Raw genomic sequence first — 19,343 nt, forward strand, 5'->3', positions numbered from 1 at the left:
AAAACGTCATGACGCGCATGAAATATCTGGTGGCAGCCGCCACACTAAGCCTGTTTTTGGCGGGTTGCTCGGGGTCAAAGGAAGAAGTACCTGATAATCCGCCAAATGAAATTTACGCGACTGCACAACAAAAGCTGCAGGACGGTAACTGGAGACAGGCAATAACGCAACTGGAAGCGTTAGATAATCGCTATCCGTTTGGTCCGTATTCGCAGCAGGTGCAGCTGGATCTCATCTACGCCTACTATAAAAACGCCGATTTGCCGTTAGCACAGGCTGCCATCGATCGTTTTATTCGCCTCAACCCGACCCATCCGAATATCGATTATGTCATGTACATGCGTGGCCTGACCAATATGGCGCTGGATGACAGTGCGCTGCAAGGGTTCTTTGGCGTTGACCGTAGCGATCGCGATCCTCAACATGCACGAGCTGCGTTTAGTGACTTTTCCAAATTGGTTCGCGGCTATCCAAACAGTCAGTACACCACCGATGCCACCAAACGTCTGGTATTCCTGAAAGATCGTCTGGCGAAATATGAATACTCCGTTGCTGAGTACTATACAGAACGTGGTGCATGGGTTGCCGTCGTTAACCGTGTAGAAGGCATGTTGCGCGATTACCCGGATACCAAGGCTACGCGTGATGCGCTGCCGCTGATGGAAAATGCATACCGTCAGATGCAGATGAATGCGCAAGCTGAAAAAGTAGCGAAAATCATCGCCGCAAACAGCAGCAATACATAACAGAAATCTGAAACACAAAACGGCAGCCCTTGAGCTGCCGTTTTTTTATTCTGTCAGTTGTGAAACTGAAGCGATTTAGTCACTATCGATCCCATCAAATATGGCTCGCTTTGAGATATTCCTCAAGTAAAAAAACACCTCTTCCTGCGATTTCTCACAAAAAAGCCTCATTGACAAAAAGTGACAAAATTATGAGATTTCCATCACACATTTTGACATCAGGAACGGTATGCTGAATTCACCAAGACGGGAAGACAAGAGGTAAAATTTATGACAATGAACATTACCAGCAAACAAATGGAAATTACTCCGGCCATCCGCCAACATGTCGCAGACCGTCTCGCCAAACTGGAAAAATGGCAAACACATCTGATTAATCCACATATCATTTTGTCCAAAGAGCCACAAGGGTTCGTTGCTGACGCCACAATCAATACACCTAACGGCGTTCTGGTTGCCAGTGGTAAACATGAAGATATGTACACCGCAATTAACGAATTGATCAACAAGCTGGAACGGCAGCTCAATAAACTGCAGCACAAAGGCGAAGCACGTCGTGCCGCAACATCGGTGAAAGACGCCAACTTCGTCGAAGAAGTTGAAGAAGAGTAGTCCTTTATATTGAGTGTATCGCCAACGCGCCTTCGGGCGCGTTTTTTGTTGACAGCGTGAAAACAGTACAGGTACTGTACTTAAGTCGCTTAAGGAAACAAACATGAAACACACGCCGTTCTTCTTCGCATTCTTTTTTACCTTCCCCTGAATGGGAGGCGTTTCGTCGTGTGAAACAGAATGCGAAGACGAACAATAAGGCCTCCCAAACCGGGGGGCCTTTTTTATTGATAACAAAAAAGGCAACACTATGACATCGGAAAACCCATTACTGGCGCTGCGCGAGAAAATCAGCGCGCTGGATGAAAAATTACTGGCGTTACTGGCAGAGCGGCGTGAACTGGCTGTCGAGGTGGGAAAAGCCAAACTGCTCTCTCATCGCCCCGTGCGTGATATTGATCGTGAACGCGATTTACTGGAAAGATTAATTACGCTCGGTAAAACGCACCATCTGGACGCCCATTACATTACTCGCCTGTTCCAGCTCATCATTGAAGATTCCGTATTAACTCAGCAGGCACTGCTCCAGCAGCATCTCAATAAAATTAATCCACATTCAGCACGTATTGCTTTTCTCGGCCCTAAAGGTTCCTATTCACACCTTGCCGCACGTCAGTACGCTGCCCGCCATTTCGAACAATTTATTGAAAGCGGTTGCGCAAAATTTGCTGATATTTTTAATCAGGTGGAAACCGGTCAGGCCGACTATGCGGTAGTACCGATTGAGAATACCAGTTCAGGTGCCATAAACGACGTTTACGATCTACTACAACATACCAGCTTATCGATTGTTGGCGAGATGACGCTGACCATCGATCACTGCCTGCTGGTTTCTGGTACTACAGATTTATCAACCATCACCACAGTCTACAGCCATCCACAGCCGTTCCAGCAATGCAGTAAATTTCTTAATCGTTACCCGCACTGGAAGATTGAATATACCGAAAGTACGTCTGCGGCGATGGAAAAGGTTGCACAGGCAAAATCACCGCATGTTGCTGCACTGGGGAGCGAGGCAGGCGGCTCTTTGTACGGTTTACAGGTACTGGAACGTATTGAGGCAAATCAGCGACAAAACTTCACCCGATTTGTGGTGCTGGCACGTAAAGCGATTAACGTGTCTGACCAGGTTCCGGCAAAAACCACATTATTAATGGCGACCGGACAACAAGCTGGTGCACTGGTAGAAGCATTGCTGGTACTGCGTAACCATAATCTGATTATGACCCGTCTGGAATCACGCCCGATTCACGGTAATCCGTGGGAAGAGATGTTTTATCTGGATATTCAGGCCAATCTTGAATCAGCGGAAATGCAAAAAGCATTGAAAGAGTTAGGTGAAATTACCCGTTCGATGAAGGTATTAGGCTGTTACCCAAGTGAGAATGTAGTGCCTGTTGACCCGGCGTGATGAAATCGTGCCGGGTGATGCCTCCCCGGCACAAGATGACTACTGGCGACTGTCGTTCGCCTGACGCAATAACACGCGGCTTTCACTCTGGAAGCGTTGCGCATAATCGCCAAACCAGTTTTCCACCTTGCGGAAACTGTCGATAAACGCCTGCTTGTCCCCCTTCTCCAGCAGCTCAATTGCCTCGCCAAAACGCTTATAGTAACGCTTGATCAACGCCAGATTACGTTCTGACGACATAATGATGTCGGCATAAAGCTGCGGATCCTGAGCAAACAGTCGCCCAACCATCGCCAGCTCAAGGCGGTAAATGGGCGAAGAGAGCGCCAGAAGTTGCTCAAGCTGAACATTTTCTTCTGCCAGATGCAAACCATAAGCAAAAGTGGCAAAGTGGCGCAGTGCCTGAATAAACGCCATATTCTGATCGTGCTCGACGGCGCTAATCCGATGCAGCCGCGCGCCCCAAACCTGAATTTGCTCCAGAAACCATTGATATGCTTCCGGCTGGCGTCCATCACACCAGACCACCACCTGCTTCGCCAGACTGCCGCTGTCCGGGCCAAACATCGGGTGAAGTCCCAACACCGGACCATCATGTGCCGCCAGCATGGCCTGTAACGGTCCATTTTTCACCGATGCCAGATCGACCAGAATACAATCCTGCGGTAAAGGCGGTAATTTGGCGATAACCTGTTCGGTCACATGAATCGGCACACTGACAATCACCATTCCGGCATCGGCAACAATATCAGCCGCACGTTCCCAGTCATGTTGCTCCAGAATCCGCACCTGATAACCCGAGAGGGTCAGCATCTTCTCGAACAAGCGCCCCATCTGACCGCCACCACCGACGATAACCACCGGGCGCAACGTAGGACAAAGCGTTTTAAAGCCTTTGTCATTCTCGCTGGAGTAGGACTCCCGCATCACCCGACGCAGGATATCCTCAATAAGATCTGGCGGTACACCCAAGGCTTCCGCCTCAGCGCGACGCGAGGCCAGCATAGATGCCTCACGCTCCGGGACATAAATAGGCAGTCCAAAGCGGCTTTTCACCTCACCGACTTCGGCGACCAGTTCCAGACGCTTCGCTAATAAATTCAGCAGCTCTTTATCGACTTCATCAATTTGATCGCGTAACGCGGTCAACTCAGCAACCATAATAAACCTCTTAAGCCACGCGTGCCGTCAGCTGCCCGTTCAGATCCTGATGAATCTCACGCAGCAAGGCATCGGTCATTTCCCAACTGATGCAGGCATCGGTTACGGATACACCGTATTTCATTTCGCTGCGCGGTTGCTCGGAAGACTGATTGCCTTCGTGGATGTTACTTTCGATCATCAGACCAATAATTGAGCGATTACCGTCTTTAATCTGGGCAACCACGGACTCTGCCACCGCAGGCTGACGGCGATAATCTTTATTGGAATTACCGTGACTGCAATCTACCATCAGAGACGGACGCAGTCCCGCCTGTTCCATCTCTTTTTCACATTGCGCGACATCTGCAGGGCTGTAGTTCGGCGCTTTACCGCCACGCAGGATCACATGTCCGTCCGGATTCCCCTGAGTTTGTAGCAACGCAACCTGCCCTGCCTGGTTAATACCAACAAAACGGTGTGGCTGAGCGGCAGCGCGCATGGCGTTAATTGCCGTTGCCAGACTGCCGTCGGTGCCGTTTTTAAAACCAACCGGCATAGATAGCCCGGATGCCATTTCACGGTGCGTTTGCGATTCCGTGGTACGAGCACCAATTGCCGACCAGCTAAACAGATCGCCCAGGTATTGCGGGCTATTTGGATCTAACGCTTCTGTCGCCAGCGGCAGCCCCATGCTCACCAGTTCAAGCAGCAATTTACGCGCGATTTGCAGGCCGGCTTCTACGTCAAAAGAGCCATCCATATGAGGATCGTTAATTAACCCTTTCCAGCCGACAGTCGTACGGGGTTTTTCAAAATAGACGCGCATCACCAGATAGAGGCTATCGCTGACCTCTGCGGCAAGAGCTTTAAATCGACGAGCATATTCCAGAGCGGTTTCAGGGTCATGAATGGAGCAAGGCCCACAAACTACCAACAGACGAGGATCGCGCCCGGCGATAATATCTGAAATAGTTTTACGCGAATCAGCAATCTGGGCTTCTTGTTGCTGGCTTAATGGAAAAGCGGCCTTCAACTGTTCCGGGGTCATCAGAACCTGTTCGTCGGTAATGTGTACGTTATTCAGCGCGTCTTTTTGCATGATGGCGATCCTGTTTATGCTCGTTTGCGATAGTTGATCCTCAATGAGGATGACGTAACGATAACACAGCTAGTAAAGATTTCAATCCAAATTACGTAAATATTACTTTACACATACAATTTTAATAAGCTACAAGCCACAAAATTCGTATAAATAAATTTACACCATCATTAAAAACAATCCGCTATGCTTTGAAAAAAGGAGAGAAAATGATGAAAAAATTTATCGGTTCCTTGTTGGCTTTGGTGGTTAGTGGTTGCCAGATTGATCCTTATACTCACGCGCCAAACTTAACCAGCACCGACTGGTATGATGTTGGTATGGAAGATGCTATATCTGGCATTGCCATAAAAGATCGCGATACATTTAGCGATTCACAGGCTGATCGGGGGGTATACCTTAAAGGATATGCCGAAGGACAAAAGAAAACCTGCCAAATCGATTTTACTTATGCCAGAGGGCTTTCCGGTAAAAGTTTCCCTGCCAGCTGCAACAATGTTGAAAATGCCAACCAACTACATGAAGCATGGCAAAAAGGGGCAGATGAAAATGCCAGCACGATGCGATTGAATTAACTGGAGCGCCTCAATAAATTAATCATAAGATTTAACTCATTCAAACTTTAATTCTCATCGTGATGACGCCCGCATAAAAGAATGATATTTTAATGAGCATTCTGAAAAAATTATCGATGCATTTCGAGCGACGGTGGTGAGGATCCCTGAATGCGTTTTTCCCACCGGTTATTTTTACTGCTGATGCCCCTCCTGGCGAGTGCACCATTACTCGCTCAGGAAACCACTAACACCGCGAAAAATGTGCGTCTGATGGTTTCCGGTATTGTCAGCTACACTCGTTGGCCAGCGTTATCTGGCCCGCCAAAGCTATGTATTTTTTCATCTTCACGTTTTAGTACCGCCCTACAAGATAATGGCGCGACTTCTTTACCTTATCTGCCCGTCATCATTCACAGCAAACAAGAAGCACTGATTTCAGACTGCAATGGTTTTTATTTTGGCAACGAATCACCGACATTCCAGATAGAATTAATCAAACAATATCCGTCTAAGGCGTTATTATTAATTGCCGAACAAAATGCAGAGTGCATTATTGGCAGCGCCTTTTGTCTGATTATCAACAATAATGATGTCAGATTTGCCGTCAACCTGGATGCCTTATCGCGTAGTGGTGTAAAGGTCAACCCGGATGTCTTAATGCTCGCTCGGAAGAAAAAAGATGGATAACGATAATTCTCTTAATAAGCGACCAACGTTTAAAAGAGCATTACGCAACATCAGCATGACCAGCATCTTTATCACCATGACGCTGATCTGGCTGCTGCTTTCCGTGACGTCGGTACTGACACTGAAACAATACGCACAAAAAAACCTGGCGCTCACCGCAGCAACCATGACTTATAGTCTGGAAGCAGCGGTCGTTTTTGCCGATGGTTCGGCAGCGACAGAAACCCTGGCCGCACTAGGGCAGCAAGGTCAATTTTCAACCGCTGAAGTACGTGATAATCAGCAAAATATCATTGCATCCTGGCACTACACAGCCAGAGAACCGGGAGATAGATTCAGCAATTTCATTAGCCACTGGCTCTTTCCCGCACCGGTAATTCAGCCCATTCGCCACAATGGAAAAATCATCGGCGAAGTTCAGTTAACCGCTCGCGACAGTTCAATCAGCCATTTCATCTGGTTTTCACTCGCTGTGCTTACCGGTTGTATTCTGCTGGCATCAGGCATTGCAATCACCCTCACCCGCCATTTGCATAACGGACTGGTGGAGGCGCTAAAAAACATTACTGATGTAGTTCATGATGTGCGATCCAACCGCAATTTTTCCCGACGAGTTTCGGAAGAGCGCATCGAAGAATTTCACCGCTTTGCTCTCGACTTCAATAGTCTGCTGGATGAAATGGAAGAGTGGCAGCTTCGTTTACAGGCAAAAAATGCGCAACTCTTACGTACTGCCCTGCATGATCCGTTAACCGGCCTGGCTAACCGCGCTGCATTCCGCAACTGCATCAATACGTTAATGAGTGATTCTGCCGTTCGGGAAACCTCAGCCTTACTTTTTCTTGATGGCGATAATTTTAAATATATCAATGACACATGGGGTCACGCGACGGGTGATCAGGTCTTGATCGAGATAGCAACACGGTTAATGGAATTTAGCGGGAAACGGCATCAAGCGTACCGTATAGGAGGCGATGAGTTCGCCATGATTCTGTATGGCGTACTGTCAGAATATGAAGTACAGCGTATTTGTACTGCTCTCACACAAACCTTTCATCGCCCATTCGATCTCCATAACGGTCACCAGACCAGTATGACCTTAAGTATTGGATACGCTCTGACTCGCGAACACGCTTCTGCGGAAAAATTACAAGAGCTTGCCGATCGTAATATGTATCAGGCCAAACATCAGCGCGCCGAAAAGCTGGTGAAATAACAAGGAAATATCTACATGATAAAGCAACTGGTAGCACCTCTGGTTTTCTCCACTCTGATACTGGCTGGTTGCCAGACTCCACAAGGCAAATTTACCCCAGAGCAAGTCGCTGCTATGCAGTCTTATGGTTTTACTGAATCTGCCGGTGACTGGTCGCTTGGCTTATCCGACACTATTCTGTTTGCTAAAAATGACTACAAACTGCTTCCGGAAAGTCAGCAACAAATCCAGACTATGGCGGCAAAACTGACCTCTACCGGGCTAACACATGCCCGTATGGATGGTCATACCGATAACTATGGTGAAGATAGCTACAACGAAGCCTTATCACTGAAGCGAGCGAATGTCGTCGCCGATGCCTGGGCCGAGGGTGGACAGATTCCGCGCAGCAATCTCACCACTCAGGGTTTAGGGAAAAAATATCCTATTGCCAGCAACAAGACAGCACAGGGCCGGGCTGAAAACCGCCGCGTTGCGGTGGTAATTAGTGCGCCTTAAATACAATTTCAGTAGATAAAAAAAGGGCCAGCCAATTGGCCAGCCCTTCTTAACAGGATGTCGCTTAAGCGAAATCTTAGTTGAGGCGCTCTTTGATACGAGCAGCCTTACCAGTACGCTCACGCAGGTAGTACAGTTTAGCTTTACGAACAGCACCACGACGTTTGACAGAAATGCTGTCAACTACCGGAGAGTGAGTCTGGAAGACACGCTCAACGCCTTCGCCGTTGGAAATTTTACGAACAGTGAATGCAGAGTGCAGACCGCGGTTACGAATAGCGATAACCACGCCCTCGAATGCCTGCAGACGTTTTTTGGAACCTTCAACAACCCATACTTTCACTTCCACGGTATCACCCGGACGGAAGGAAGGTACGTCCTGCTTCATCTGCTCTTGTTCAAGTTGCTTAATAATGTTGCTCATAATTTAATCTCTTATCCTGGGTAAACTGATATCTCGGGGGCTTACGCCATCCCATCATGTTTATGTTGCTGTTGTGCGTGTTCCTTTTTGAACTCCGCCAGCAACCTTGCTTGCTCTTCAGTCAGAGCCAGGTTTTCCAGAAGTTCAGGTCTTCTAAGCCAGGTACGGCCCAGCGACTGTTTCAAACGCCAGCGACGTATCTCGGCATGGTTGCCCGACAGTAACACTGACGGAACTTCCATCCCTTCTAACACCTCAGGCCGCGTATAGTGCGGGCAATCCAGCAATCCTTCAGCAAAGGAATCTTCCGTTGCCGAGGCTTCATGTCCCAGTACCCCCGGAATAAACCGGGAAACGGAGTCAATCAGCGTCATTGCTGGTAACTCACCACCGCTGAGAACGTAATCGCCGATTGACCATTCTTCGTCAATTTCGGTTTGGATCACGCGCTCATCTATACCTTCGTAGCGACCGCACACCAAAATCAATTTTTGATTCGTTGCCAGTTCGCTGACGCCCGCTTGATCAAGCTTGCGCCCCTGCGGTGACAGATAGATCACCTTAGCGCCTTCACCCGCCGCGCTTTTTGCTGCATGAATGGCGTCCCGTAAAGGTTGCACCATCATTAACATCCCCGGTCCGCCGCCGTAAGGACGATCGTCCACGGTACGGTGCCGGTCATGCGTGAAGTCACGTGGACTCCAGCTCTGGATGCTCAGCAGGCCATTTTTCACTGCCCGGCCAGTTACCCCGTAATCGGTAATTGCGCGGAACATTTCAGGAAACAGGCTAATTATGCCAATCCACATAGCGCCGTCTTTTACCGTTTATCCGGTGGTTTAAAAACCAGGATCCCAATCTACTTCGATTGAACGAGTAGTGAGATCGACTTTCTTGATAACCTGCCCATCGAGGAACGGTACGAGACGTTCCTTGATACCAAACGCATCTTTCAGGTTTGCCTTAATGACGAGAACGTCATTAGATCCGGTTTCCATCATGTCGACGACTTTACCGAGATCGTAGCCTTCAGTGGTCACTACCTGGCAGCCCATCAGGTCTTTCCAGTAGTAGTCACCCTCTTCAAGCTGAGGCAGCTGCGATGAATCCACGACAATTTCACAGTTCGTCAGCAGGTTCGCCGCATCACGATCGTCAACACCTTTCAGCTTGATGATCATGTCCTGATTGTGGTGCTTCCAGCTTTCCAGCTGGACTTGCTGCCACTGACCCGCCTTCTGGATAAACCAGGGCTGATAGTCAAAAATGCTTTCGGCGTCTTCGGTGGAAGAAAACACTCTGAGCCACCCACGAATACCGTAAGACGAACCCATTTTTCCCAAAACGATGGGATCAACAGGTGCTTGCGCGGTGAGTTGTTTGCTCATCATGACCACCGTGACAGATTAAGCTGCTTTGTTTACTTCTTTGATCAGCGCAGCAACGCGATCAGAAATAGTTGCGCCCTGGCCAACCCAGTGAGCGATGCGATCCAGATCCAGGCGAGTGCCTTCTTCTTTTTCGCTAGCGATTGGGTTGAAGAAACCAACGCGCTCGATGAAGCGACCGTTGCGTGCATTACGGCTGTCAGCGACAACAACCTGGTAGAACGGACGCTTTTTAGCGCCGTGACGTGCTAAACGAATAGTTACCATAACATCCTCTTGTGTGAATAAAACAACCGGACCCCATCGAGGAACGGAGTCCGGTGTCATATTAAAAGCCCGAAAATTTTACTCATTTTTGCAGAAATTGCAACCAACAGTTGCTAACCCGGCATTAAAAGGCCGCTGGCGGCGCAGCCAGTTTGGTGCCGGAGTGCGCGCAGTCACCGGAGCGTACCCCAGTACGTGAGGATGACGAGCATACCCCGGTGCCAAAATGGCAAATAAGCCAGGCCGATTAGCGGCCTGGGAAGCCTGGGGGCATCATACCCTTCATGCTTCTCATCATCTTCGCCATTCCGCCCTTCTTCATTTTCTTCATCATGCGCTGCATGTCGTCGAACTGCTTCAGAAGACGGTTAACGTCCTGCACCTGCATACCGCAACCGGCAGCGATACGGCGTTTACGCGAACCTTTGATGATTTCTGGCTTAGCGCGCTCTTTCATCGTCATCGAGTTGATGATGGCTTCCATACGCACCAGCACTTTATCGTCCATCTGGGACTTCACGTTATCCGGGATCTGCCCCATGCCCGGCAGCTTGCCCATCAGGCTGGCCATGCCGCCCATATTTTTCATCTGGCGCAACTGCTCAAGGAAATCGTTGAGATCGAAGCCATCACCTTTTTTCAGCTTGCTGGCTAATTTCTCAGCCTGCGCGCGGTCAACTTTGCTTTCGATATCTTCGATCAGCGACAGAACATCGCCCATGCCGAGAATGCGTGAAGCGATACGATCCGGGTGGAACGGCTCCAGCGCCTCTGTTTTCTCGCCAACACCGAGGAACTTGATGGGCTTGCCGGTAATATGGCGAATAGAAAGCGCCGCACCGCCACGCGCATCGCCGTCCACTTTAGTCAACACTACGCCGGTAAGCGGTAACGCTTCATTGAACGCTTTTGCCGTATTGGCAGCATCCTGACCGGTCATGGCGTCAACCACAAACAGGGTTTCAACCGGGTTAATCGACGCATGGACCTGTTTGATCTCATCCATCATCGCTTCGTCAACGTGCAGACGACCGGCGGTATCCACCAGCAGCACGTCGTAGAATTTCAGTTTGGCTTCTTTCAGCGCCGCATTAACAATATCAACCGGCTTCTGACCAACATCTGAAGGGAAGAAATCGACGCCTACCTGTTCGGCCAGCGTCTCAAGCTGTTTGATTGCCGCCGGGCGATAAACGTCGGCAGAAACCACCAGCACTTTCTTCTTGTGCTTCTCGCGCAGGAACTTACCGAGTTTACCCACGCTGGTTGTTTTACCGGCACCTTGCAGGCCCGCCATCAGCACCACCGCAGGCGGTTGCGCAGCCAGGTTCAGGGTCTGGTTCTCTTCGCCCATCGCCGCAACCAACTCGTTACGGACGATTTTGACGAACTCCTGCCCCGGCGTCAGGCTTTTATTAACTTCATGACCAACCGCTTTCTCTTTTACGCGATTGATAAACTCACGCACTACCGGCAGAGCGACGTCCGCCTCCAACAGCGCCATGCGCACTTCGCGCAGCGTATCTTTAACGTTGTCTTCAGTAAGGCGTCCACGGCCACTGATATTGCGCAGCGTGCGCGACAAACGATCGGTTAAATTATCAAACATTGTCTCTCGCCTGGGGTGGAAACGGTTGGCCGCAATCGCGACACATCATCTGTATTTTGCCGCAGTATAACATGAAGGCGTCTTTGTTGTTATGCAACGGTTGGAGCAGCGTTCACCTGACGCTATACTGCTTTTCTTTCTCATTGCTCAAACTGTCGACATCACTATGCCCGTTTTTGCTCTGCTCGCGCTCGTCGCCTACTCCGTCAGTCTCGCGCTGATTGTTCCCGGTCTGCTGCAAAAAAACGGCGGCTGGCGGCGAATGGCTATTATTTCTGCGGTCATCGCGCTGGTCTGCCACGCTATCGCTCTTGAAGCCCGCATTTTGCCTGGCGGCGATAGCGGACAAAACCTTAGCCTGTTGAATGTCGGTTCGCTGGTCAGCCTGATGATTTGTACGGTAATGACCATCGTGGCCTCACGCAACCGTGGCTGGCTGCTGTTGCCGATTGTTTATGCCTTTGCGCTCATCAATCTGGCGCTGGCGACCTTCATGCCCAATGAATACATCACTCATCTGGAAGCAACGCCAGGAATGCTGGTGCACATTGGCTTATCGCTCTTTTCCTATGCCACGCTAATTATTGCCGCCCTGTACGCGTTGCAACTGGCATGGATTGATTATCAACTGAAGAACAAGAAGCTGGCATTCAATCAGGAAATGCCGCCGCTGATGAGTATTGAGCGTAAAATGTTCCACATTACGCAAATTGGCGTGGTGCTGTTAACGCTCACTCTTTGTACCGGCCTGTTCTACATGCACAACTTATTTAGCATGGAAAATATCGACAAGGCCGTGCTCTCTATTGTGGCGTGGTTTGTCTATATTGTGCTGCTGTGGGGGCATTATCATGAAGGATGGCGTGGGCGCCGCGTCGTTTGGTTTAACGTTGCAGGAGCGGTCATCCTTACACTGGCCTACTTTGGCAGCCGAATTGTCCAGCAGTTAATCAGCTAAAACCAGAAAAGGAGTTTCCCCTGGAACATATCTCTACTACCACGTTGATCATAATTCTGATCATCATGGTGGTCATTTCAGCCTATTTTTCCGGCTCCGAAACCGGAATGATGACACTCAACCGCTATCGTCTGCGGCATATGGCGAAGCAGGGTAATCGTTCGGCTAAACGGGTCGAAAAATTACTACGCAAGCCAGACCGCCTGATAAGCCTGGTGTTAATCGGCAATAACCTGGTCAATATTCTTGCCTCCGCGCTCGGCACTATTGTTGGGATGCGCTTGTACGGCGATGCGGGTGTGGCAATTGCGACTGGCGTACTGACCTTCGTAGTGCTGGTTTTTGCCGAAGTATTGCCGAAAACCATTGCCGCGCTGTACCCGGAAAAAGTCGCCTATCCGAGTAGTTTTCTGTTAGCTCCGCTGCAAATTTTGATGATGCCGCTGGTCTGGTTGCTGAACGCGATCACCCGCATGTTAATGCGCATGATGGGCATCAAAACCGATATCGTGGTTAGCGGCTCTTTGAGTAAAGAAGAGTTGCGCACCATTGTGCACGAATCGCGGTCACAAATTTCCCGTCGTAACCAGGATATGCTGCTGTCGGTACTCGATCTGGAAAAAATGACCGTTGATGACATCATGGTGCCGCGCAGTGAAATTATCGGTATTGATATCAACGATGACTGGAAATCGATTCTCCGTCAGCTCTCCCACTCTCCTCACGGGCGCATAGTGCTGTACCGCGACTCGCTGGACGACGCTATCAGCATGTTGCGTGTGCGTGAAGCCTGGCGGCTAATGTCGGAGAAAAAAGAGTTCACTAAAGAAACTATGCTGCGCGCTGCGGACGAAATCTATTTTGTGCCGGAAGGCACGCCGCTCAGTACCCAATTAGTTAAATTTCAACGCAATAAAAAGAAAGTCGGCCTGGTTGTCAACGAATACGGCGATATTCAGGGGCTGGTGACGGTTGAAGATATTCTGGAAGAGATTGTCGGCGATTTCACCACGTCGATGTCGCCAACGCTTGCCGAAGAAGTCACTCCGCAAAACGACGGTTCGGTGATTATTGATGGCACCGCCAACGTGCGAGAAATCAACAAAGCCTTTAACTGGCATCTACCGGAAGACGATGCACGCACGGTTAATGGCGTCATTCTGGAAGCACTGGAAGAGATTCCTGTCGCAGGCACTCGCGTGCGTATTGGCGAGTACGATATCGATATTCTCGACGTACAGGACAATATGATTAAGCAGGTAAAAGTTTTTCCTGTGAAACCGCTGCGCGAGAGTGTGGCGGAGTAACAAAAACGGCCCAGCATTCACATGCCGGGCCGTAATTTATTACGAAAACAGTAATTAAGCTTTTGCTTTCGCTACAGTAACCATCGCCGCGCGAATCGTACGACCGTTCAGCGTATAACCTTTTTGCATAATGCCCAGTACGTTACCCGGCGCTACATCATCAGATTCCACCATTGCGATAGCCTGATGCACATTCGGGTCCAGCGGCACGTTAGTTTCGGCAATCACATCAACGCCAAACTTACGTACTACATCCAGCATCGACTTCAGCGTCAGCTCAATGCCTTCAACCATCGCAGACATATCCGGATTAGCTTTATCAGCCACTTCCAGCGCGCGATCCAGACTATCAATCACCGGCAGCAATTCGTTGATGAATTTTTCCAGCGCGAATTTATGCGCTTTTTCGATATCCAGTTCAGTACGACGACGCAGGTTTTCCATTTCCGCTTTTACGCGCAAAATGCCGTCACGTTCACGGGTCTGAGCCTCAGCCAACTGAGCTTCGAGATTCGCAATTTTTTCATCGCGCGGATCCACCTGCTCAGCAGAAGCTTCTGGCTCAACTGCCTCAATCTCTTCGTGCTGATCCATGATAATTTCTTCCGGGGCTTGCCCCTCAGGCGTTTTCTGTTCTTTACTACTCATGAATTTCTCCGCGTTTTTTTCGCATTCATCTCGCTAACTTCGCTTATTATGGGGATCAGTTTCAGGGTTTCAAGGGAAGCACTCACATTGTCATCAATCTTCGCAACAAGGACCTCGGAAAAATGAATAATCATTTCAAGTGTATTGGCATTGTGGGACACCCACGGCACCCTACTGCACTGACAACACATGAAATGCTCTACCGCTGGCTGTGCACAAAAGGTTACGAGGTCATCGTCGAGCAGCAAATCGCTCACGAACTACAACTGAAGAATGTGAAAACTGGTACGCTCGCGGAGATTGGGCAACTGGCTGATCTCGCAGTAGTCGTTGGTGGCGATGGCAATATGCTGGGCGCGGCGCGCACACTCGCGCGCTACGACATTAAAGTCATCGGCATCAACCGTGGCAACCTGGGTTTCCTGACTGACCTTGATCCCGATAACGCCCAGCAACAATTAGCCGATGTGCTGGAAGGTCATTACATCAGCGAGAAACGTTTTTTGCTGGAAGCGCAGGTCTGTCAGCAAGATTGCCAGAAACGCATCAGCACCGCGATTAATGAAGTGGTACTACATCCTGGCAAAGTGGCGCATATGATTGAGTTCGAAGTGTACATCGACGAGATCTTTGCGTTTTCTCAGCGATCTGATGGACTGATTATTTCGACACCTACAGGCTCTACCGCCTATTCTCTGTCGGCGGGTGGCCCAATTCTGACCCCCTCTCTGGATGCGATTACCCTGGTACCCATGTTCCCGCATACGTTGTCAGCGCGACCACTGGTCATAAACAGCAGCAGCACGATCCGCCTGCGTTTTTCGCATCGACGTAACGACCTGGAAATCAGTTGTGACAGTCAGATAGCACTGCCGATTCAGGAAGGTGAAGATGTCCTGATTCGTCGCTGTGATTACCATCTGAATCTAATTCATCCGAAAGATTACAGCTATTTCAATACATTAAGTACCAAACTCGGCTGGTCAAAAAAATTATTCTAATTTTATGCCAGCCTCTTTACTGTATATAAAACCAGTTTATACTGTACACAATAACAGTAATGGTTTTTCATACAGGAAAACAACTATGTTGGCACAACTGACCATCAGCAATTTTGCTATCGTTCGTGAGCTTGAGATTGATTTTCACAGCGGCATGACCGTAATAACCGGCGAGACCGGCGCGGGTAAATCTATTGCGATAGATGCTCTCGGCCTGTGTCTCGGTGGTCGTGCTGAAGCCGACATGGTGCGTACCGGCGCTGCCCGCGCTGATCTGTGCGCCCGTTTTTCACTGAAAGATACGCCCGCAGCACTGCACTGGCTGGAAGAAAACCAACTGGAAGATGGCCACGAATGCCTGCTTCGTCGTGTTATCAGTAGTGATGGTCGCTCTCGTGGTTTTATCAACGGTACGGCTGTTCCGCTGTCTCAGCTACGCGAACTGGGTCAGTTGCTGATTCAGATCCATGGTCAACACGCTCATCAGTTACTCACCAAACCTGAGCATCAGAAATTCCTGCTTGATGGCTACGCCAATGAAACGTCTCTGCTCCAGGAAATGACCGCACGTTATCAGTTGTGGCATCAAAGCTGCCGTGACCTCGCGCATCATCAACAACTCAGTCAGGAACGCGCCGCCCGAGCTGAACTACTGCAATACCAATTAAAAGAATTAAACGAATTTAATCCGCAGCCCGGCGAGTTTGAACAAATCGACGAAGAGTACAAACGTCTGGCTAACAGCGGTCAATTGCTTACGACCAGCCAGAATGCATTGGCATTAATGGCCGACGGTGAAGATGCGAACCTGCAAAGCCAGCTTTACACCGCTAAACAACTGGTCAGCGAATTGATTGGTATGGACAGCAAACTGTCCGGCGTACTTGATATGCTGGAAGAGGCTACTATCCAGATTGCCGAAGCCAGTGACGAATTACGCCACTACTGCGATCGTCTGGATCTCGACCCTAACCGCTTGTTTGAACTTGAACAGCGCATCTCCAAACAGATTTCGCTGGCACGTAAACATCACGTCAGCCCTGAGGCATTGCCACAGTATTACCAGTCGCTACTGGAAGAACAGCAGCAACTGGACGATCAAGCTGACTCGCAAGAAACACTCGCATTGGCGGTAACGAAACATCATCAGCAGGCGCTGGAAACGGCGCGCGCATTACACCTGCAACGCCAGCACTATGCAACTGAGCTGGCGCACCTGATCACCGACAGTATGCAGGCGCTCTCCATGCCGCATGGCCAGTTTACGATTGATGTTAAATTTGACGAACATCACCTGGGCACTGACGGCGCTGATCGTATTGAGTTTCGGGTAACCACCAACCCAGGTCAGCCGATGCAGCCCATTGCCAAAGTCGCCTCCGGTGGTGAATTGTCCCGTATCGCACTGGCAATTCAGGTCATCACCGCGCGTAAAATGGAAACCCCGGCGCTTATTTTCGATGAAGTGGATGTGGGGATTAGCGGTCCGACAGCGGCAGTTGTCGGCAAACTGCTACGTCAGCTTGGTGAATCAACCCAGGTGATGTGTGTTACCCACCTGCCACAAGTTGCAGGATGCGGTCATCAACACTATTTTGTCAGCAAAGAAACCGATGGCGCTATGACCGAAACGCATATGCAATCCCTGGATAAAAAGGCGCGGTTACAAGAGCTGGCGCGCCTACTTGGCGGCAGTGAAGTCACACGCAACACGCTGGCGAACGCGAAAGAACTACTGGCAGCGTAAACTTTTTTCCTGCTTCACGGTCAGAATAAACAGCAAAACGCCGTAAGACCGGAAAGCAAAAGGTTTTAAAGTGATGAAAGGTCTATTATCATCGGCATATTACAGATGAGCCACGTACTGCTCGGGCCCGAAAAGGAATCAAATCACTATGCGCTGTAAAACGCTGACTGCTGCAGCAGCAGTACTATTGATGTTGACCGCAGGCTGTTCCACTCTGGAGCGAGTGGTTTACCGTCCTGACATCAACCAGGGGAACTATCTGACCGCTAACGACGTGTCCAAAATACGCGTTGGCATGACGCAACAACAAGTTGCGTACGCATTGGGTACACCGCTGATGTCCGATCCATTTGGTACAAATACCTGGTTCTATGTCTTCCGCCAGCAACCAGGCCATGAAGGTGTAACGCAGCAAACTCTGACGCTGACCTTTAACAGCAGCGGTGTGTTGACCAATATTGATAACAAACCTGCGCTGAGTGGCAACGAATAAAACTTGCTGTTTATAGCGATTAAAAAAGGTGCTCAGTGAGCACCTTTTTTCTGCCTGCTATTTATTCGCCGATTTTTCTGCGCGCTGTCTACGAAGCTCTTTCGGATCGGCAATCAGTGGTCGATAAATCTCTACACGATCGCCCTCGCGCACGATATCGCTCAGTTTTGCCGGACGACTGTAAATGCCGACTTTATTTTTAGTTAAATCGATATCTGTACGCAATTCCAGCAAACCACTTGCGCGAATTGCCTCTTCAACCGTCGCGCCCTCCAGCAATGTTACACGCTGCAAATACTGCTTCTCTGGTAACGCGTAAGCTACCTCTACAGCAATTTTACCTGGCACTATAAACCTCTTTTGCTCGCACGGTGAAAGCCTGCACCATATTAGCCGCCAGCTCTTTAAACACGCGACCGAAGGCGAGTTCAATCAACTTATTAGTAAACTCAAAGTCGAGATGAAACTCGATACGGCACGCTTCCGGACTCAACGGTGTAAACTTCCAGCCGCCGATCAATTTCTTGAACGGCCCATCAACCAGATTCATCAGAATACTTTGGTTACTGGTCAACTGGTTGCGGGTAGTAAACGTTTTGCTGATCCCAGCCTTAGAGACATCTACCGCAGCGGTCATCTGTCCAGGAGTGGACTCCAGAATCCGACTTCCAGTACAACCTGGCAAAAACTGAGGATAAGACTGAACGTCATTCACTAACTGATACATTTGCTCCGCGCTGTAGGGAACGAGTGCGGTCCGGCTAATTTGAGGCATAACAAATTCCATCAACAAAAATCCAACAAATAATATCATTTATCCTGCTGTAAAAAAAACGCTATCCCGGCGCTGGGTAACATCGTGTTCATGCTAAGATAGAGCCTTGTCCCCCGCAGGATTGATATGGGGTATTTTCGATTTCAGATTACCGATGATTCACGACGCTTATGACGAAGAAAAAAGCACATAAACCTGGTTCAGCGACCATCGCGCTTAACAAGCGCGCCCGTCACGAATACTTTATTGAAGAAGAGTTCGAAGCGGGACTTGCCCTGCAAGGCTGGGAAGTTAAATCCCTGCGCGCAGGAAAAGCCAATATTAGCGACAGCTATGTCCTTCTGCGCGACGGAGAAGCGTTCCTGTTTGGCGCAAATATCACGCCGATGGCTGTGGCTTCCACACATGTGGTGTGCGATCCTACTCGTACCCGCAAGTTACTTCTCAATCAGCGCGAACTGGACTCATTATATGGTCGCGTCAATCGTGAAGGCTATACCGTAGTGGCGCTCTCTCTGTACTGGAAAAATGCCTGGTGCAAAGTGAAAATCGGCGTCGCGAAAGGTAAGAAACAGCACGATAAACGTTCCGACATCAAAGAACGTGAATGGCAGGTTGATAAAGCGCGTATCATGAAAAACGCTCACCGTTAAACCTGCATCACATATACTGCAGATCCTCACCGCGCCTCCCCTCTCCGGTGGCGCGAATGCACATCTTATCGGCTATCATATTTGATACAGATGTCGTCATCCCT

General features: G+C 49.5%; 24 protein-coding genes and 1 other annotated feature. Of the genes, 14 read left to right on the top strand and 10 right to left on the bottom strand.

Features of this window, described 5'->3' with window-relative positions:
- The first annotated feature begins 8 nt into the window (after positions 1-8).
- The 4 genes from bamD (at position 9) to pheA (ending at position 2,769) form a co-directional block, all read left to right on the top strand.
- Positions 9-746, top strand: coding sequence for an outer membrane protein assembly factor BamD (bamD, locus tag RGV86_RS07040; RefSeq protein WP_000197682.1), 738 nt, complete (start codon positions 9-11; stop codon positions 744-746).
- Between the two features lie 270 nt (positions 747-1,016).
- Entirely contained in the window at positions 1,017-1,358 is a 342-nt protein-coding gene (gene raiA / locus RGV86_RS07045) for a ribosome-associated translation inhibitor RaiA (RefSeq protein ID WP_000178456.1), read from the top strand.
- 102 nt (positions 1,359-1,460) lie between these two features.
- Positions 1,461-1,586 (top strand) — a sequence feature (Phe leader region).
- Positions 1,462-1,509 carry a pheA operon leader peptide PheL gene (pheL, locus tag RGV86_RS07050; RefSeq protein WP_001386991.1) on the top strand — a complete coding sequence of 16 codons (48 nt, stop codon included), beginning with the start codon at positions 1,462-1,464 and terminating at the stop codon, positions 1,507-1,509. (Overlaps the previous feature by 48 nt.)
- A 22-nt stretch (positions 1,587-1,608) precedes the next feature.
- Positions 1,609-2,769: a bifunctional chorismate mutase/prephenate dehydratase gene (pheA, locus tag RGV86_RS07055; RefSeq protein WP_085461039.1), complete on the top strand. Its 1,161-nt coding sequence runs from the start codon at positions 1,609-1,611 to the stop codon at positions 2,767-2,769.
- A gap of 39 nt (positions 2,770-2,808) precedes the next feature.
- Here pheA and tyrA read toward each other — a convergent pair whose 3' ends face one another.
- Together tyrA and aroF are read right to left on the bottom strand one after the other, a co-directional pair.
- Positions 2,809-3,930, bottom strand: a complete 1,122-nt coding sequence (gene tyrA / locus RGV86_RS07060) for a bifunctional chorismate mutase/prephenate dehydrogenase (RefSeq protein ID WP_000225241.1) — start codon at positions 3,928-3,930, stop codon at positions 2,809-2,811.
- Between the two features lie 10 nt (positions 3,931-3,940).
- A complete protein-coding gene (gene aroF / locus RGV86_RS07065) occupies positions 3,941-5,011 on the bottom strand; it encodes a 3-deoxy-7-phosphoheptulonate synthase AroF (RefSeq protein ID WP_001168056.1) in 1,071 nt (356 codons plus the stop codon).
- Between the two features lie 209 nt (positions 5,012-5,220).
- On the opposite strand from aroF, the gene RGV86_RS07070 reads away from it, so the two are divergent.
- The 4 genes from RGV86_RS07070 (at position 5,221) to RGV86_RS07085 (ending at position 7,969) form a co-directional block, all read left to right on the top strand.
- A complete protein-coding gene (locus tag RGV86_RS07070; protein ID WP_000976011.1) occupies positions 5,221-5,586 on the top strand; it encodes a DUF2799 domain-containing protein in 366 nt (121 codons plus the stop codon).
- A 150-nt stretch (positions 5,587-5,736) separates the two neighbouring features.
- The gene (yfiR, locus tag RGV86_RS07075; RefSeq protein ID WP_085461040.1) at positions 5,737-6,255 is read left to right on the top strand and encodes a regulatory sequestration protein YfiR; all 519 of its coding nucleotides are present in this window, start codon (positions 5,737-5,739) and stop codon (positions 6,253-6,255) included.
- A complete protein-coding gene (gene dgcN / locus RGV86_RS07080) occupies positions 6,248-7,471 on the top strand; it encodes a diguanylate cyclase DgcN/YfiN (protein WP_000368158.1) in 1,224 nt (407 codons plus the stop codon). The genes yfiR and dgcN overlap by 8 nt, the downstream gene beginning before the upstream one ends.
- 15 nt (positions 7,472-7,486) lie before the next feature.
- Positions 7,487-7,969 carry an OmpA family protein gene (locus RGV86_RS07085; protein WP_000595359.1) on the top strand — a complete coding sequence of 161 codons (483 nt, stop codon included), beginning with the start codon at positions 7,487-7,489 and terminating at the stop codon, positions 7,967-7,969.
- 76 nt (positions 7,970-8,045) lie between these two features.
- Here RGV86_RS07085 and rplS read toward each other — a convergent pair whose 3' ends face one another.
- The 5 genes from rplS to ffh all read right to left on the bottom strand — a co-directional run bounded on the left by rplS (position 8,046) and on the right by ffh (position 11,657).
- Positions 8,046-8,393 carry a 50S ribosomal protein L19 gene (gene rplS / locus RGV86_RS07090; protein WP_000065253.1) on the bottom strand — a complete coding sequence of 116 codons (348 nt, stop codon included), beginning with the start codon at positions 8,391-8,393 and terminating at the stop codon, positions 8,046-8,048.
- Between the two features lie 41 nt (positions 8,394-8,434).
- Positions 8,435-9,202, bottom strand: a complete 768-nt coding sequence (gene trmD, locus RGV86_RS07095; RefSeq protein ID WP_000264784.1) for a tRNA (guanosine(37)-N1)-methyltransferase TrmD — start codon at positions 9,200-9,202, stop codon at positions 8,435-8,437.
- Positions 9,203-9,232: 30 nt separating this feature from the next.
- A complete protein-coding gene (rimM, locus tag RGV86_RS07100) occupies positions 9,233-9,781 on the bottom strand; it encodes a ribosome maturation factor RimM (protein ID WP_000043335.1) in 549 nt (182 codons plus the stop codon).
- Between the two features lie 18 nt (positions 9,782-9,799).
- Positions 9,800-10,048, bottom strand: coding sequence for a 30S ribosomal protein S16 (rpsP, locus tag RGV86_RS07105; protein WP_000256450.1), 249 nt, complete (start codon positions 10,046-10,048; stop codon positions 9,800-9,802).
- Positions 10,049-10,295: 247 nt separating this feature from the next.
- The gene (gene ffh, locus RGV86_RS07110; protein ID WP_000460035.1) at positions 10,296-11,657 is read right to left on the bottom strand and encodes a signal recognition particle protein; all 1,362 of its coding nucleotides are present in this window, start codon (positions 11,655-11,657) and stop codon (positions 10,296-10,298) included.
- Between the two features lie 166 nt (positions 11,658-11,823).
- On the opposite strand from ffh, the gene RGV86_RS07115 reads away from it, so the two are divergent.
- Together RGV86_RS07115 and RGV86_RS07120 are read left to right on the top strand one after the other, a co-directional pair.
- Positions 11,824-12,615, top strand: a complete 792-nt coding sequence (locus tag RGV86_RS07115; protein ID WP_024165125.1) for a cytochrome C assembly family protein — start codon at positions 11,824-11,826, stop codon at positions 12,613-12,615.
- A 20-nt stretch (positions 12,616-12,635) separates the two neighbouring features.
- Positions 12,636-13,922 (top strand): HlyC/CorC family transporter, encoded by a 1,287-nt coding sequence (locus RGV86_RS07120; RefSeq protein ID WP_010723175.1) that lies wholly within the window; start codon positions 12,636-12,638, stop codon positions 13,920-13,922.
- A gap of 54 nt (positions 13,923-13,976) precedes the next feature.
- On the opposite strand, the gene grpE is transcribed toward RGV86_RS07120, so the two are convergent.
- Entirely contained in the window at positions 13,977-14,570 is a 594-nt protein-coding gene (grpE, locus tag RGV86_RS07125; RefSeq protein WP_001366580.1) for a nucleotide exchange factor GrpE, read from the bottom strand.
- A gap of 122 nt (positions 14,571-14,692) precedes the next feature.
- Between grpE and nadK the strand changes: the two genes are divergently transcribed.
- From nadK to bamE, 3 genes are all read left to right on the top strand, one after another.
- The gene (nadK, locus tag RGV86_RS07130) at positions 14,693-15,571 is read left to right on the top strand and encodes an NAD(+) kinase (protein WP_001059169.1); all 879 of its coding nucleotides are present in this window, start codon (positions 14,693-14,695) and stop codon (positions 15,569-15,571) included.
- 85 nt (positions 15,572-15,656) lie between these two features.
- A complete protein-coding gene (gene recN / locus RGV86_RS07135) occupies positions 15,657-17,318 on the top strand; it encodes a DNA repair protein RecN (RefSeq protein WP_000880898.1) in 1,662 nt (553 codons plus the stop codon).
- 148 nt (positions 17,319-17,466) lie between these two features.
- Positions 17,467-17,811, top strand: coding sequence for an outer membrane protein assembly factor BamE (gene bamE / locus RGV86_RS07140; protein WP_001203438.1), 345 nt, complete (start codon positions 17,467-17,469; stop codon positions 17,809-17,811).
- 57 nt (positions 17,812-17,868) lie between these two features.
- On the opposite strand, the gene RGV86_RS07145 is transcribed toward bamE, so the two are convergent.
- Together RGV86_RS07145 and ratA are read right to left on the bottom strand one after the other, a co-directional pair.
- Positions 17,869-18,159 (bottom strand): RnfH family protein, encoded by a 291-nt coding sequence (locus tag RGV86_RS07145; RefSeq protein ID WP_032226002.1) that lies wholly within the window; start codon positions 18,157-18,159, stop codon positions 17,869-17,871.
- Positions 18,149-18,586: a type II toxin-antitoxin system toxin RatA gene (gene ratA / locus RGV86_RS07150; protein ID WP_024191158.1), complete on the bottom strand. Its 438-nt coding sequence runs from the start codon at positions 18,584-18,586 to the stop codon at positions 18,149-18,151. The genes RGV86_RS07145 and ratA overlap by 11 nt, the downstream gene beginning before the upstream one ends.
- Positions 18,587-18,756: 170 nt before the next feature.
- Between ratA and smpB the strand changes: the two genes are divergently transcribed.
- The gene (smpB, locus tag RGV86_RS07155; protein WP_000162574.1) at positions 18,757-19,239 is read left to right on the top strand and encodes an SsrA-binding protein SmpB; all 483 of its coding nucleotides are present in this window, start codon (positions 18,757-18,759) and stop codon (positions 19,237-19,239) included.
- Positions 19,240-19,343 lie beyond the last annotated feature (104 nt).

The organism is Escherichia ruysiae, from assembly GCF_031323975.1.
In the GTDB taxonomy this organism is placed as follows: Bacteria; Pseudomonadota; Gammaproteobacteria; order Enterobacterales; family Enterobacteriaceae; genus Escherichia; species Escherichia ruysiae.